The sequence below is a fragment of the Sphingomonas baiyangensis genome, assembly GCF_005144715.1.
GTDB classification, from domain to species: Bacteria; Pseudomonadota; Alphaproteobacteria; order Sphingomonadales; family Sphingomonadaceae; genus Sphingomonas; species Sphingomonas baiyangensis.
The window spans coordinates 160,721-174,983 of record NZ_SWKR01000002.1 but is presented as its reverse complement, the minus strand read 5'-3'; the positions used below and the strand labels follow the sequence as shown (position 1 = coordinate 174,983).

Sequence of the window (14,263 nt, the reverse complement as noted above, 5' to 3'; positions counted from 1 at the left end):
ATGGTGCAAACTACCGTGCAGCCAGCGCAACGCTGAACCGATCGGGAAGATAGGGGGCGATCGCCCCGCCATCGCCGCGCCCGAGCACCGCATCGGCGACCAGACGCGCCGACAAGGGCCCGAGCGTGTAGCCGGCATCGCCCGGCACCGCGACGAACAGGCCCGGATGCCCCGCCACCGGCCCGAGCACGCCGCGCCCGTCGACCGCGGTGTTGTTGCCCGCCCAGCAGCGCAGGATCCGCAGCGGCGCGAGTGCGGGGACGACATGCTGCGCGAGGGTCGCGCTGGCGATCATGCTGTCGAGCTCGACGCCGGGCGCGTCGCGCCCTTCGCCGGCACGCGCGGGCCAGCCGCCGCCGATCACCACCTGCCCCGATGCGAGCTGCTTCAAGGTAATCATTCGGTCGGCATGTTGCACCAGATGGCCGATGAGCGGCGCGGCCGCCTCGGTGATGTTCATGTGCAGCGGCTCAGCACGGCTGGGGACGGCAAGCCCGAAGCGCGCCGCGAGCGCCCCCGTGCCCCACCCTGCCGCGAGCACAACGCGGCGCGCCGAAACCGGCCCGCGATCGGTTGCGAGCAGATAGCCCCCCGCCTCGGTGTCGATGCCGAGCACCAGCCGGTCGCGGTCGCGCGTCACGCCGAGCCCGGCCGCCCAGGCGGCCAGCGCGGCATTGGCGGCGAGCGGATCGACCTTGCCTTCGTCGGCGCAGAGTTCGGCACCGACGATCGCAGGGCCGAGATAGGGGGCAATGCGCGTGAGGTCGGCGCGCGTCAGGATCTCGACCTCAAGCCCCGCCGCGCGTTCGCGCGCGGCCTTGGCGCCGAGGAAGGCGAGCTGCTCCTCGCTCTCGGCGACCATCAGACCGCCCGTCATCGCCAGCCCGACATCGATGCCGAGCCGCGCGACGAGATCGCGCCAGAACGCCACCGCCTCGCGATAGAGCGGCAGCTGCGCTTCCATGCCGGGCACCGCCTCGGGATAGAGCCGCATGAAACGGCTCTGCATCTGCACGTGCAGGCTGCCGGCGTTGCTCGTGGTGCCGGCGCCATGGCCGTGATCGAGTACAAGCACGCCCTCGCCCGCTTCGGCGAGAAAGCCGGCGATGCAGGTGCCGACGATGCCGCCGCCGACCACAACGGTATCGGCGCGGCGCGTCATCGCGCGAGATCGCCGATGCGCACGGGGCGCACGGGCACGCGCGGCGCGAGGCCGGGTTCTCCGCTCGCATCGGTAAGGCCAGCGAGCAATGTGGCGCAATAGCGGCCCTGGCAGGCCCCCATGCCGGCGCGCGTCGCCAGCTTGAGCGCCGACATGCTCGTGCATCCCTCGTCGCGTGCGGTGCGCAGCCGCCCCATCGTCACGCCCTCACAGCGGCAGACGACGGTGTCGGCATCGCTTGAAGGGTCGAGCGGAAGGGCGGGCGCATAAAGGCGCCACAATGCCGACTGAAAGCGCCGGTGCCGCGCGAGTGCCGTCTTCGCCGCGCCGCAATCGACGGTCCTGCCAAACCGCGCGGCCACCGCCGCCCCCGCGATCATGCCCTGCGCTGCCGCGACATGCGCGCCGCCGATCGCCACGCCGTCACCCACGCGCCAGATGCCGTCAACCGATGTACGCATCGCGTCATCGACCGGGCCGGCGCATCCGAGCGCGCGCGCAAGCTCGTCGGCGGGGGCAAGGCCGTAGCCGAGGCACAGCGTATCGGCAGCGATCTCGCGGCCGGTATCGACCCGTACGATCAGGCCCGCATCGGCAGCGCGCACGGCGGCGACCTGCGCGGCGGAGACCAAAGGCACGCGCGCCGCCGCCAGTCGCGCGCGATAGGCCGCGCCCTGCGCGACGAGCGACGGCGCCGCCGCCGACATTTTCAGCAGCGCGCGTGCGTGCCGCGGACCGGGCGCGGGCGCCGCCTCGACCAGTGCCGCGACCTTCGCACCGCCCGCCAGCAATTCGGCAGCGAGTTGCAGGTTGAGCGGGCCGTTGCCCGCGATGACGATGCGCCCCGGCGGTGCGCGCCGCGCGGTCCGCCACAGCGTCTGTGCGGCACCGGTGGCGATCACGCCGGGCAGCGTCCAACCGGGCACCGGCCAGCCGCGTTCGATCGCGCCTGTCGCCAGCACCAGCGCGCTCGGACGGACGCGCAGCGGCCCGTCGGGTGTATCAGCGACGAGTTCGGGACCGGGAAAGGCGCCCCAGACGGTGGCGCCGGCAAGCATCTCGACGCCCGCCTCAAGCGCGGCGTCGATCCGCGCGGCGCCCTCGCGCTGCTGCGCGTCGGCGGGCGACAGCGTGGCTACGTCGCGCTGCTTGAAATATTGCCCGCCCGGCTGCCGGCGTTCGTCGATCAGCAGCACCTCGATGCCCGCCGCGCGTGCGGTGGTCGCGGCGGCAAGCCCGGCAGGCCCGCCGCCCACCACCAGCAGATCGGGCGTGCGCAGCGGCAGCGCGTCGGCACGCCGGGGTGCGGCGGCAACGATATCGGCTGCGGTTTCGATCCGCGCGGCAGCAGGCTCGATCGCCATGCCGTCGCGCACCTTCGCCATGCAGGCGCGCTGCGCGGGAACGCCGTCGATCGTGACGAGGCAGGCCTGGCACGCGCCCATGCCGCACCATGCGCCGCGCGGGTGCCGCCGCGCATCCTCGCCCAGCGTCCACATGCCGGCCCCGGCGAGCGCCGCGAGCACGCTCTCGCCCTCCTGCGCGGCGATGACCTGCGCTCCGAACCGTATCGCCGCCATGCTCAGCGGTAGCGCCAGCTCGTCAGGTCGGCGCCGGCGGGCGCGGTCTTGGCGATGCGATCCATGATCTTGGGCACGTACATGCTGTTGTAGCGCAGCCGCGTGATGGCGTTGGGCAGCGTCGGGTCGCCGTTCCAGCAATGCTCGGCGCGGTCGCCATATTTCACCTCGCCACCATAGGGCGGATCGGCCTTTTCGAGGAAATCCTCCATCAGATAGACGGCGTTGTTAAGGTAGAAATTGTCCATGTCGCCGACATAGATGTTGAGCTTGCCGTGAAGCTTCGGCCCCAGCGTCTTCCAGTCGCGCGCGAGGATGTGACGCAGGTCGTAGTTCTCGCGCCAGTGGGCCGCGACCTTCTTGTCGATCACGCCCGTTTTCTTGTCCCAGATCGGCAGCGGATAGCCGTCTTTGCCCATGGGTGAATAGACGGCGTCCCAGATGTCCCACTGGCCGCCCGAGCGCGTCTTCGATCCGATCACGCGCTCGTAGCGGTTCTCCATCTCGTTGGTCCAGTTCACATGGCCCAGCCAGTTGCGGTTTATCATCACCGGCACGCGCCCGAACGGACCCTCGCGCCAGAAGGCGTTGGGCTCGTCATAGATGTTGACCTGCTTGGTCTGGCGGAAGTCGATGGTGTCGGGGCACGCCGCGAAGGCGCCGTTGAAGTGATCGGGATAGAAGATCTGCACTGCGAGCGCGATCCAGCCGCCCGTCGAGCCGCCATAGACGAAGCGCGACCAGCCCTCGCCGATCCCGCGAAACTTCTTCTCGAGCGCGGGAATGAACTCGTGCGTGATGGCATCGCCATAGGGGCCGAGATTGGCCGAGTTCACGGCGTAGCTGTCATCGAAATAGGGATTGCTGTGGTCGATCTCGACGATCAGCATCCGTGGGAAATCGGGCGACACCCATTTCTTGTAGAAATCGTAGGCTTCCTGCTGCTCGATGCGGTTGTAGCAGGGCTCGTTGAAGCGCGCATTGGGCACGCACACCAGATCGGGGTCGGGCGGCGTGGTGCTAAAGCCGCTGAACCCCTCGGGAAAATGGCCGTGATTGACGACGAGCGGGAAGCGCGCCTCAGAGTGCTTGTCGAAATCGCGCGGCACCAGCACATGGCCGTTCAGATACACGTCGCGGCCCCAGAACTTGCTGAGGCTGGGGCTCCTGAACTTGAAATAGCGGACGAACTCGGTGTCCTTGGGCTCGGGCAGCGGCGGCAGCGCCTTGTCTAGCGTCAGCGCGATGGTGCCGGCGCGCGCGGGGTCGAAATCGACCTCGATCGGCGTACTTACCAGATTGCCCGGCTCGCGCCGCCAGTTCTGCCCCGCGCCGCGCGCGGCGGGCAGCTTCACCACCTTGCCGTTGCCGAGTTTGAACGTGTCGTATTTGTGCAGCACCGCCTGCACGAAATAGCGCCCCTTGGGGACTTCGCGCATGTCCTCGAGCGGATAGCCGGTGACGCCACCGCCGATGCTGACCGGCCGGCCGGCGCGCAGACCATCGGCATCGATGCCGAAGACCTGCGCCGAATTGCCCGAGCGATCGGCCTGAAAGCGCGGCTCGCTGCGGCCGTCGCGCGTGAAGATCACCAGCACGCGGCCGTCATAGGCGGCCTCGGGCATGCCCGGCGCGATGGTGACGCGCACCTCCTCGGCGGCGGCCGGCGCCGCGCCGGCCAGCAGCGCCGCCGCCGCCAACGCCAGCCGCCGGCGGGTCACGCCGCTTCGTCGCGTGCGAACGACGCCGCGAGCAGGTGCGGCGGCACGCGGAAGCGGCCCGCCACATCCTTCAGCTGCTCGCGCTCGGTGATGAGTGCATGCGCGCTGCCCGTCACCAGCACCGTTGCGGGCAGCAGCTGCGCATTGTAGCGCGCCGCCGAGCTCTCGGTATAGCCGCCGGCATCGAGGAACGCGACGAGATCGCCGCGCTCGAGCGGCGGCATCTTGCGGTGCGGCCCGAGCTCGTCCGAGTTGCACAGCGGGCCGACCAGATCGACCGTCTCGGTCGCCTCGGCGCCGGCATCGCGCACGGGCACCGCGTGATAATACCAGTCGAGCACCGCCGCCCATGAGAGGTGATTGGTCGACAGGTCGAGATTGACCCACTTCTTGGCGCCGTCCTTCACCGCGCCGACACGGCCGACGGCGATGCCCGCCGGGCCCGAGAGCGAGCGACCCGGCTCAAGCCGCAGCTTGGGCAGCGGCAGGCCGAGGCGCTCGGCCTCCTCCTTGATCGCTGTGCAGCACAGGCGCGCATAATCCTCGGGGGTCGGCGCATTGGCATCGTCGAGCTGGCCGTTGGGGCCGGTCCCGTACCACTTGCCGAAGGTCCACCCGCCGCCGATGTCGATGGTGGGCGGCGTCCAGCCGGCATGGTCGCGCAGATGGCCCGACCAGGTAATCATCTCGCGTGCCATCACCGCGAAGTCGGCAGGATCGTTCGACATGCGCGACAGGTGGAAATGCGTTTCCTTCAATCGCATGTTGGGCATCGCCAGCGCGCGCTTGACGATCTCGACGGTCTGCTCGCGCGTCATGCCCCATTTGGTGCTGTCGCTCTGCTGCTTGAGCGTGCCCGGCCCGTGCATCGCCACACCATGCCGGTCGTGCAGCGGATCGAGGTCGAGCTTCAGGCGGATGCCCAGATTGGCGGTGCGCCCCAGCCGCGTGGCGATGGCGTCGATCCGGTCGAGCTCGTCCATCGCATCGATGTTGATGCAAAGGCCGTTGGCGATCGCGAGTTCGAGCTCGTCGTCCTGCTTGTTCGATCCGTTGAGCACGAGCGTCGAGGGATCGGTGCCCGCGAGCAGCGCCATGTACATTTCCTGCGCGCCGAAGCAGTCACCGCCGGCACCTTCCTGATTGAAGATGTGGCGGATCGCGAGGCCGTTGTTCGACTTGTTGGCGAACAGGATCTCGACATCGGGATAATGGCGGCGGAACGCGTCGCGGAATGCGCGGTAGCCGTGGCGCAGCTGGTTTTCCGATATCACGTAGAGCGGCGTGCCGTAGCGATCGGCAAGCTCGGCCACGTCGCAGCCATCGACCCACAGATTGCCGTTGGGGCCGATGCCGACATATTCGCCGAAGCTGGTGCTGTATTCAGGCGGCGTCAGCGTGGGCGCGGTTGTGTGGTTCGTCATTGGATGTCCTCCCCGGATCGGCGGCAGCGCCGCCTCTTGGCCCCGATCATGCGCGGCGACCGGTGACAGGCAAGCGCCGATCGGCAGACCGTGCGCGACCGCAACCTATTGTGCGCAGCGCGCAACGCTGCGCGCGCGCAGTCTCAGGCGGCGCGGCGCGCGGGCGCTGCGGAGCGCACCTCGAACAGCGCGCGGAAGCGGCTTTGCAGTACGTTAAGCATCCGCCCCGGCACGCCATCGAGCGGGCGACCGACGCGGTGAACGAGCGCCATGCGCGCTTCCTCGACTTCGACATCGGTTAGCGGCAGCGCGACGAGCGTGCCGTCGTGCAGATCGTCGACGATGGCGATGTGCGGCAAGAGCGTGAGCGCGCGGCCTTCCTTGGCGATAGCGCGCATCACATAGATCGAATCGGTGGTCAGGCACGGGCGCAGCCGCTGGTGCTGGCGCTGTTCGGCCTGACCGACGATCTGGCTGATGCGGAACGCCTTCGACGGCAGGCACAATTTGTGTTCCTGCAACTGCGCGAAGCACAATTCCTGCTCGCGCGCGGCGGGATGATCGGGCGCGCATACCGCGAGCAGCGGCTGCGGGATCGACACGCGCGTGCGCAGCCGCGGCTCGTTGGGCATGGTGAAGATGACGCCCATATGCGCTTCGTCCTCGACCACAAGGCGCGCCGCATCGGGCGTGGTGCGCGTCTTGAGCGATACGCTGACGCCGGGATGCTCGCGCTGGAAATCCTCGATCAGCCGGATGAAGGCGCGGCACAGGAACCCCTCGCCTACCGCCAGCTCGACATGGCCCGCCTTCACCTCCCGCAGCTGCTGGATGCTTTCGTACAGCGCCTCGCGCGTGACGATCTGCGCCTTGTAATGCTCATAGGCGATCTGCCCCGCCTCGGTCAGGCGGATGGTGCGGCGGCCACGCTCGATGAGCGGCAGGCCAAGCTCGTTCTCGAGCTGCGCGATCTGGCGGCTGATCGACGATACCGCGACGCCGATGCGATCGCTGGCGAGCCGCATCGAACCCAGCGTGGCGGCTTCGTAGAAATACTGGAGAGCAACATCGGAGAGCACGGTGGCACCTGTCCCTTTCGTTCGCTGTGCGGATAATGCGTCACATAGCGAACAGGTGCAACCTTATTGTAACCGTTCGGGCGAGTGCGTGCCAGAGTGTTGCTTATTCGCCGCTATCGGCGCCGATCAGGTGGAAGCGCGTCTGCCGCCCGTCGATGTAGCGCACGCCGCGCCCGTCGAAGAACGCATCCTCCTCGCTCTTGAAATCGACCATCTGCCCGCCCCATTCGGGCACCGGCTGCGTCGCCTTCAGTTCGATCGACCAGGCGATGTTGGGGCGCAGGCGATATTCGCCATGCGGCACGAAGCGCTGTTCCTCGGACTGGCCGATCGCGCTGCCCGCGCCGTGGCCGTGATAGCCGATGGGATGCGAATAGATGGTGGGGTTCAACCCCTGCGCGACGGCCCTGGCGCGGGCGCGCGCGAGGATGGCGTTGCCGGTGTCGCCCGCGCGCATCTCGCTCGTCACCGCGTCCTGCACGGCGTTGTTGGCGCGCAGTCCCGCCTTCAGCCCCGCCGGTGCATCGCGCTCGCCGTCCTTCAGCACATAGGCGACGTGCTGCGTATCGGTATTCAGCCCCAGATATACGATGCCGAAATCGACGCGCAGCATGTCGCCCTTCTCGATCACGTGCGGCTCCTCGCGCAGCACGCCGGGCGTGCCTGCCCGCGTGATCTCGACCGAGGGGTGGAACCATGATGCGAGGCCGAGATCGGATACGCGCTGGCGATACCACCACACCAGATCGTGATTGGTGGTGACGCCGGGCTTGACGACGGCGGGCGAGAACCCCTCACCGATGATGGCGTGCGCAACGCGCACGATCTCGCCATAGCGTGCCATTTCGGCTGGCGTTCGCGTTTCGAGCCAGCCGATCGCCAGCGGGAAGCCCGGCACGATGCGGCCGCGATATTCGGGCGCCAGCGCGGCCATGAGGTCATCGTGCTGGCTGTGCGTGAGCCCATCGGCAAAGGCGCTTGCCGACGAGACATTGAGCGCGATTTTCTTCGGCGCGCGCTCGGTGACGATTTCGGCGATGCGCTTCCACTGGTCGGATTGCGCTTCCATGTCCCAGGCGGGCGAGAACATGCCGCCAAGGCCATGCTTGTTGACCACCAGCCGCTCAACCGGCCTGCCCCCGCCCGGATCGAAGAAGATGAGCACGGTCCGCCGCCGCGCGCGCAAATTGGTGGCGTTGAGCATCGTCGCGACCACGGGGTCTTCGAGATACTCGCGCGCCACCAGCACCCACATGTCGATGCCGTGCTCGCGCATCAGCGCGGGCACCAGCGTATCGAGCCGCTCCTTCAGCCACGCATCCTGCACCGCGGCGCGTTCGCGAAGCGGCAGGATTGCGGGCATCGCAGGCGACATCGACTGCTCGGCCTGATCGGCGGGCGGCATCGCGGCGACATTCGCCTGCGCCGCCAGCAGCAGGGCAAGCGACAGGCTCATGCGAAGGGTTCGTCGATCGAGCGTGGCGGCTGCGAGAAATAGCGCGGGCCACTCGCGGTCATGTAGAAACAATCCTCGATGCGCACGCCGTAGCTGCCCGGCACGTACAGCCCCGGCTCGTTCGAGAAGCACATGCCCGCCGCCAGCGGCGTCGCCTCGCCATGCACCAGATTGACGGGTTCGTGCACGTCGAGGCCGATGCCGTGGCCGGTGCGGTGCGACAGGCCGGGCAGGCGATAGCCGGGTCCGTAACCCAGCTTCTCGTAGCGCGCGCGCACCGCATCGTCGACGCTGCCGGCGGTGCGACCGACACGCGCCGCCTGCATCGCCACGTCCTGCCCCAGCCGCACATGCTCGAACAGCCGGCGCTGCTTCGCATCGGCCTCGCCGAACACCATCGTGCGCGAGATATCGGCATGATAGCCGTCGATCGTGCAGCCGCAGTCCATCAGGATCACCGACCCGTCGCGCACCACCTGCCGTTCCTTGGAGCCGTGCGGGAGTGCCGAGCCTTCGTTGAGCTGCACCCCGCCCGAGGGCGTCTGCGCGCCCAGCTTGCGCATCTCGGCGGCCATGATCGCGAAGATCGCCGGGCCATCTATGCCGCGCACGATCTGCGGCGCGGTGGCGCGATAGGCGGCGATGGTGATGTCCGAGGCGCGCTGCATCAGCGCGATCTCGGCGGGCGACTTCACCATGCGGCAGGCATTGACGATATCGGCGCCCGACCGGACCTTCACGCCGGGCAGCGCCTTCTGCAACCCGTCGATCGCGAAATAGCGCACCGTCTCCTCGATCGCGACGGGCCTGTCGGCGAGCCGCTTCTCGCGCAGCCAGCCGGCGACCAGCGCGTGCGGGCTTTCGTCCTCCTGCCAGACGCGAACGTCGCCGGGCACCGCCAGCATCTCGCGGATCGAGGGTTCCTCGAAGAAGGGCGTGACGACGCAGAGCGGGCCTTCGGCGGGGATCAGCGCCGCGGTCAGCCGCTCGCTGCGCCACCAGTCGATGCCGGTGAAGTAGCGCAGGCTCGAGCCGGCCTCGACCAGCATCGCGCCGATGCCCGCCTGCTGCATCAGCCGCTGCGCCTTGGCCATGCGCGCCTGCCGCTCGGCAGTGCCAATGGGGGCAGCGGCGGCGATGCCCGTCTGCGTGCCGCGCGCCAGATGCGGGATCGCCGCACCCACCGCGCCGGCCGCAACCATGCCGCCCAGCGCCAGCGCGCGCCGCCGATCGATCGCGACGCTCATCGGCGCGCGCCCGGCTTGCCGCCTACGTCGCGGATCAGCGTGTCCCAGAAGGCCAGTTCCTTGTCGTACGAGGCGAGCAGCAGCCGCTCGTCGGCGCCGTGCGCGCGGGCATCGACGTCGCGGATCAGCGCCAGGCTGCCCGCGCCATAGGTGGGGATGCCCTTGCTGCGGAACTCGCGACCGTCGGTGCCGCCCGACGACATGCTCGGCTTCACCGTCGCGCCGGGATAATTGACGTGCACCGCGCGGCGGATCGCGGAGAACACATCTTCACGCACCGGCGAGACGGGGCTGGCGACGCCCTCGCCATCGAGCGCGACCTTGACATCGGGGTCGCCGATCGCCTGCTCGATCGTGGCCTTGACCTGCTCGACGCTGGTGCCGGGGAAGATGCGGCAATTGACCGTCACCGTCGCCGTTTGCGGCAGCGCGTTGGGAGCGTTGCCCGCGCGCAGCATGGTGGGGACGCAGGTGGTCCAGAGGATCGCGCTTTCGGGATCGGCCTCGGCCACCGCGCGCGCGGCGGCGTCGTTGGGGTTGGCCATCAGCGTCTTGAGCGCGTTGCCATATTCGCCCCGATTACGCGCGGCGAGGTCGGTCACCATCACGCGGCTGATCTCGTTGAACGAGACCGGGAACTTGATGCGCTTCACCGCCTGGATCGCATCGGCGGCGTCGAAGATCGCATTGTCCTGTCGCGGGGCCGAGCTGTGGCCGCCGCGATTGCTGGCGGTGATCTGGAAGGTGGCGAAGGTCTTTTCGGCCGACTGGATCGAGAAGACGGGGTTCGAGCCGTCGGCCTCCATATAGCCCGTGCCGGCATCCGAATTGAGCGCATATTCGGCCTTCGACACCCACGGATGCGCGGTAAGCGCGCGGGTGGTCATCATGCCTGTTTCCTCGTCGCCCGAAAAGGCGAGCAGCAGGTCGCGCTCGGGCACCCAGCCCGATTTCTTCAGGCGCAGGAAGGTGGTGAGCAGCAGCGACACGCCCGCCTTGTTGTCCACCGATCCGCGGCCATAGAGATAGCCGTCCTTCTCGGTCGGCTTGAAAGGTTCGGTCGACCAGCTTCCCGGCACCGCATCGACCACGTCCATATGTCCCAGGAACGCGATCGGCTTCGCGGTGCCGCCCGGCCGCGCGGCGTAGCGCACGACGAGGCCGGCGGTCTTCTCGCCGTCGATCTCGAGCGGTACGGTCTGGATATCGGCATCGGTGAAGCCCGCTGCCTTCAGCCGCGTGGTCATCGCCGCGATCATCGCGGGCACCTGCCCCTGCCCCTTGGCGGTGCGGAACGAGACGAGCTCGCGCACCACCTCGCGCCCCAGCGCGCGATCGGCATCGGTGATGCGCTGAGCCTGTGCATATGCCGGCTGCATCAGCCCTGCCATCAGCGCCGCCAGTGCCGCGCCCCGTACCATGTGCTTCATGCAACCCTCCCCACTCGAACAAAGAATCTCGCCGCCGGCAGCATATGGCCGGCGGCGAGCGACGCAATCAGAAGTCGATCGAGGCGTTGAGGAACACGTAGCGCCCCGCCGCATCGTAGAACTGCGGATAGGTGTTGCCGTTGCCGCCATCCTCGATCGCGGCGCTGGTGGTGAGCGGCGGATCCTTGTCGAACAGGTTGTTCACGCCCAGCCGGATCGTGAAGTCCTGCCGCACGCGATAGGCCGCCGACAGATCGAAATAGTCGCGCGAGCCGAGCGTGCGGTTCACCTCGGAGAAGCTGCCGTTCAGCACCGGCTGGCTGCTCGTCTGCGAGATGCTGACCGACGAGACATGCCGCCACGCCAGCGCCAGGTCGAAGCCGAAGGGCGACTGCCAGGTGGTGGTGAAGCGATGGCGCCATTCGGGACGCGGACGGCCGCACAGGCCGCCATACAGGCCCTTGCACTCGTAGATCTCGGCATCGGTCGAGTTGGGCAGCGGCGTCGTCTCGAAGCTGCCCAAATACGTGCCCTGCAGGTTGAAGGCGAGCGACCCCGGATCGCCACCGAAGATGCCGCCCAGATCGGTGCGATAGTCGATCGCCACGTCGATGCCGCTGGTGCGCAGCGAGCCGGTGTTGACGTTGAAGCGGCGGAAGAAGCCCGCTTCGCCCTGGAACAGCGAGCCCGAACCCGGATTGCGCTGGATGAGGTTGCAGAAGAACGGATCGCCGTTGTTGAGGCAGTTCACCAGCGACAGGTTGGGATTCACGCTGCCGACCAGCCCCTTCACGTTGATGTCGAAATAGTCGATCGACACCGTGAGCGAGGGGACGAAATCGGGGCGGAACACCGCGCCGACCGAGAAGGTATCGGCGACTTCGGGATCGAGATCGGGGTTGCCGCCGATCAGCGAGTTGAACTGGCCGGCGGGATTGTCGACGATGTTGCCATATTGCGCGGCGGTGACGCCGGTGCGCGCGCATGCCTCGAAGCTGGCGAACGGCGTCGCGCCCGAGCACGGATCGAACGAGCCGTTGGCATTCTCGGTCAGCTCGACCTCGAACAGCGACTGGCCCGAGAACAGCTCGATCACATTGGGTGCGCGCACCGCGCGCTGGTAGCTGCTGCGGATGCGCAGCGACGGCACCGGCGACCAGGTGCCGCCCACCTTCCACGCATCGGCGGTGAAGCCGGTGTCGTAATCCGAATAGCGATACGCGCCTTCGAGGCTGAGCAGCTCGAAGAACGGCCGATCCTCGACGACCGGCACGTTGATCTCGAAAAAGGCTTCCTTCGCGACGGTCGAGCCCGAAATCGGAATCTCGGGGCTGGCGGCGTTCTGGTAGATCTCGTCGGGCAGATATTCGACGGTGTTCTTGCGATATTCGAGACCGAAGGCCACGCCCACGCCCGTCGTCGCGAAGGGCGAGACGATGCCGTAATCGGCGAGGTTGCCGTCGATCGACAGCACGATGTTGGTAAGCGAGGTATCGCCGGTGATGCTCTTGAACTCGGCGATATAGTCGACCGCTTCCTGGCTTGCCTGCGGCCCGAAATAATCGAGCGGCGCGCAATTGGCGTCGTTGTTGTCGGGATTGGCGTCGGCGTTGATCTTGCAGACGATCTGCCCGAAGGTCGACGAACCCTGGCGCTGGTCGCGCACCGCGTAGAAGGCGTTGGCCGTGCGCGGGCGGTTGGCGTCGCCGGTGAAGCGGCTGCGATAGCCGACATTGGCGTACTGGCCGTACAGATCGTAGCGGAACGGGCCGAACAGCTCGCCTTTGGTGCCCACCACGATGCGATAGGTGGTGTGGCGGATATCGTCCTGGCGGTTGCCACCCTCGACGTTGCGGCGCGCGACCAGCACGCCCGTGGCGATGCTTTCGGGTGCGATATAGTTGCCCTGCGCGTCATAGGTGCTGCCGAGCGACAGCCCGTTCGAGGTGCAAAGATACGCCGCCTGCTGCGCCGACAGGAATGGGTTGTCGCAGTTGATGCCGCTGATGCCCGTCGAGTTGACGGTGATGCCGCCATTGTTGTTGCCCGGCGCGATCTGCGCGATCGAGCGGTCGTCCATGAAATGCGCCTCGACATAGGGCGTGAAGTGGCGCGTCAGCTCGTAATGCGCCATCGCGCCGAGCATGTAGCGCTCGTCGGGCCGCTGGTAATAGTTGGCGGGCGCGAAGTTGTAGGTGGCGGTGCCGGGCACGAACTGGTTGTCCGATACGCGGAACGACGTGGGCAGGCCCGGCAGCCGGCCGGCATTGGTGAGGTTGGCGGGCGCGTTGTTGGCCGAGCCCGAGCAGGTGAACTGGCTGCCCCCCGGCCCCGTCGCGCCGAGCGCACAGGCCGAATAGTCATAGTCCTTCTGGAGGATCGGCTCGACGTTGCGATACGAGGCATAAGCCGTGACATTGCCGCGACCCTCCTCGAAATTGGTGCCGACGGCGATCGAGTAGTCCTGCGAGAAGCCGTTCCAGACGCTCTCGTCGGCGAGCAGATACTGGCCGGGGAAGCGATCGTTGAAGCCCGACACCAGATCGCGCAGCTCGTCGCGGTCGTTGGTGTGCTGGAATGCCGAGATGTTGCCCTGGAGGCGCAGTCCCTCGAAATTTTCCTGGAGGCGGAAGTTGACGACGCCGGCGATCGCGTCCGAACCATAGGCCGCCGAGGCGCCGCCGGTCAGCACGTCGACCGACTGGATCAGCACCGTCGGCACCTGGTTGACGTCCGAGGGGATGTTCTTGGGGCTGCCGTACGGCAGGCGGCGGCCGTTCACGAGCACCAGCGTGCGCGAAGGCGACAGGCCGCGAAGATCGACCTGCGCGGTGCCCGTCGCCTCGTTCGAGTTGGCCGCGCCTTGTGCGGCGAACACGTTGGGCAGCTGATTGAGCAGATCTTCGGCGCGCACCGTGCCGCGCTGCGCGAACTCGGCCGCCGACACCTGGATCACCGGGCTGACGCTTTCGAGATTGGGCGAGCGGATGCGGCTGCCCGTGACGGTGATTTCCTCGGCCTCGGTCGCCTGCGGCTCGGCGATCGGCGCCGCGCCCGCCGGCACTTCCTGCGCCATCGCCGGCGCCATCGCGCCGACGGCCACCAGCACGCTCGATCCGAGCAGCATCTTTCGAATAACGGTCATGTCCTTGTCTCCCTGTCCC

General features: G+C 67.9%; 9 protein-coding genes. All 9 read right to left on the bottom strand.

The features are described from left to right. Nucleotides 1-10: 10 nt before the first annotated feature. Nucleotides 11-1,162, bottom strand: coding sequence for an NAD(P)/FAD-dependent oxidoreductase (locus tag FBR43_RS03850; protein ID WP_169542480.1), 1,152 nt, complete (start codon nucleotides 1,160-1,162; stop codon nucleotides 11-13). Next, the gene (locus tag FBR43_RS03845) at nucleotides 1,159-2,742 is read right to left on the bottom strand and encodes an FAD-dependent oxidoreductase (RefSeq protein ID WP_136941927.1); all 1,584 of its coding nucleotides are present in this window, start codon (nucleotides 2,740-2,742) and stop codon (nucleotides 1,159-1,161) included. The genes FBR43_RS03850 and FBR43_RS03845 overlap by 4 nt, the downstream gene beginning before the upstream one ends. 2 nt (nucleotides 2,743-2,744) lie before the next feature. Continuing rightward, nucleotides 2,745-4,463 carry an alpha/beta hydrolase-fold protein gene (locus FBR43_RS03840; protein WP_249276451.1) on the bottom strand — a complete coding sequence of 573 codons (1,719 nt, stop codon included), beginning with the start codon at nucleotides 4,461-4,463 and terminating at the stop codon, nucleotides 2,745-2,747. Further along, a complete protein-coding gene (locus FBR43_RS03835; RefSeq protein WP_136941926.1) occupies nucleotides 4,460-5,887 on the bottom strand; it encodes a diaminopimelate decarboxylase family protein in 1,428 nt (475 codons plus the stop codon). Before FBR43_RS03835 ends, FBR43_RS03840 begins: the two co-directional genes overlap by 4 nt. 143 nt (nucleotides 5,888-6,030) lie before the next feature. Continuing rightward, nucleotides 6,031-6,966: a LysR family transcriptional regulator gene (locus FBR43_RS03830; protein WP_249276450.1), complete on the bottom strand. Its 936-nt coding sequence runs from the start codon at nucleotides 6,964-6,966 to the stop codon at nucleotides 6,031-6,033. A 103-nt stretch (nucleotides 6,967-7,069) separates the two neighbouring features. Beyond that, nucleotides 7,070-8,422 carry a M24 family metallopeptidase gene (locus FBR43_RS03825; RefSeq protein ID WP_249276449.1) on the bottom strand — a complete coding sequence of 451 codons (1,353 nt, stop codon included), beginning with the start codon at nucleotides 8,420-8,422 and terminating at the stop codon, nucleotides 7,070-7,072. Then, entirely contained in the window at nucleotides 8,419-9,669 is a 1,251-nt protein-coding gene (locus FBR43_RS03820) for a M24 family metallopeptidase (protein ID WP_136941925.1), read from the bottom strand. Before FBR43_RS03820 ends, FBR43_RS03825 begins: the two co-directional genes overlap by 4 nt. Then, entirely contained in the window at nucleotides 9,666-11,099 is a 1,434-nt protein-coding gene (locus tag FBR43_RS03815) for a M20/M25/M40 family metallo-hydrolase (RefSeq protein ID WP_169542479.1), read from the bottom strand. The genes FBR43_RS03820 and FBR43_RS03815 overlap by 4 nt, the downstream gene beginning before the upstream one ends. A gap of 67 nt (nucleotides 11,100-11,166) precedes the next feature. Continuing rightward, nucleotides 11,167-14,244, bottom strand: coding sequence for a TonB-dependent receptor domain-containing protein (locus FBR43_RS03810; protein ID WP_136941923.1), 3,078 nt, complete (start codon nucleotides 14,242-14,244; stop codon nucleotides 11,167-11,169). Nucleotides 14,245-14,263: the final 19 nt, after the last annotated feature.

Coding starts and splice junctions, on each gene's coding strand:
- FBR43_RS03815 (WP_169542479.1), bottom strand. CDS start 11,099: ATGAAGCACATGGTACGGGGCGCGGCACTGGCGGCGCTGATGGCAGGG.
- FBR43_RS03835 (WP_136941926.1), bottom strand. CDS start 5,887: ATGACGAACCACACAACCGCGCCCACGCTGACGCCGCCTGAATACAGC.
- FBR43_RS03810 (WP_136941923.1), bottom strand. CDS start 14,244: ATGACCGTTATTCGAAAGATGCTGCTCGGATCGAGCGTGCTGGTGGCC.
- FBR43_RS03825 (WP_249276449.1), bottom strand. CDS start 8,422: ATGAGCCTGTCGCTTGCCCTGCTGCTGGCGGCGCAGGCGAATGTCGCC.
- FBR43_RS03845 (WP_136941927.1), bottom strand. CDS start 2,742: ATGGCGGCGATACGGTTCGGAGCGCAGGTCATCGCCGCGCAGGAGGGC.
- FBR43_RS03820 (WP_136941925.1), bottom strand. CDS start 9,669: ATGAGCGTCGCGATCGATCGGCGGCGCGCGCTGGCGCTGGGCGGCATG.
- FBR43_RS03850 (WP_169542480.1), bottom strand. CDS start 1,162: ATGACGCGCCGCGCCGATACCGTTGTGGTCGGCGGCGGCATCGTCGGC.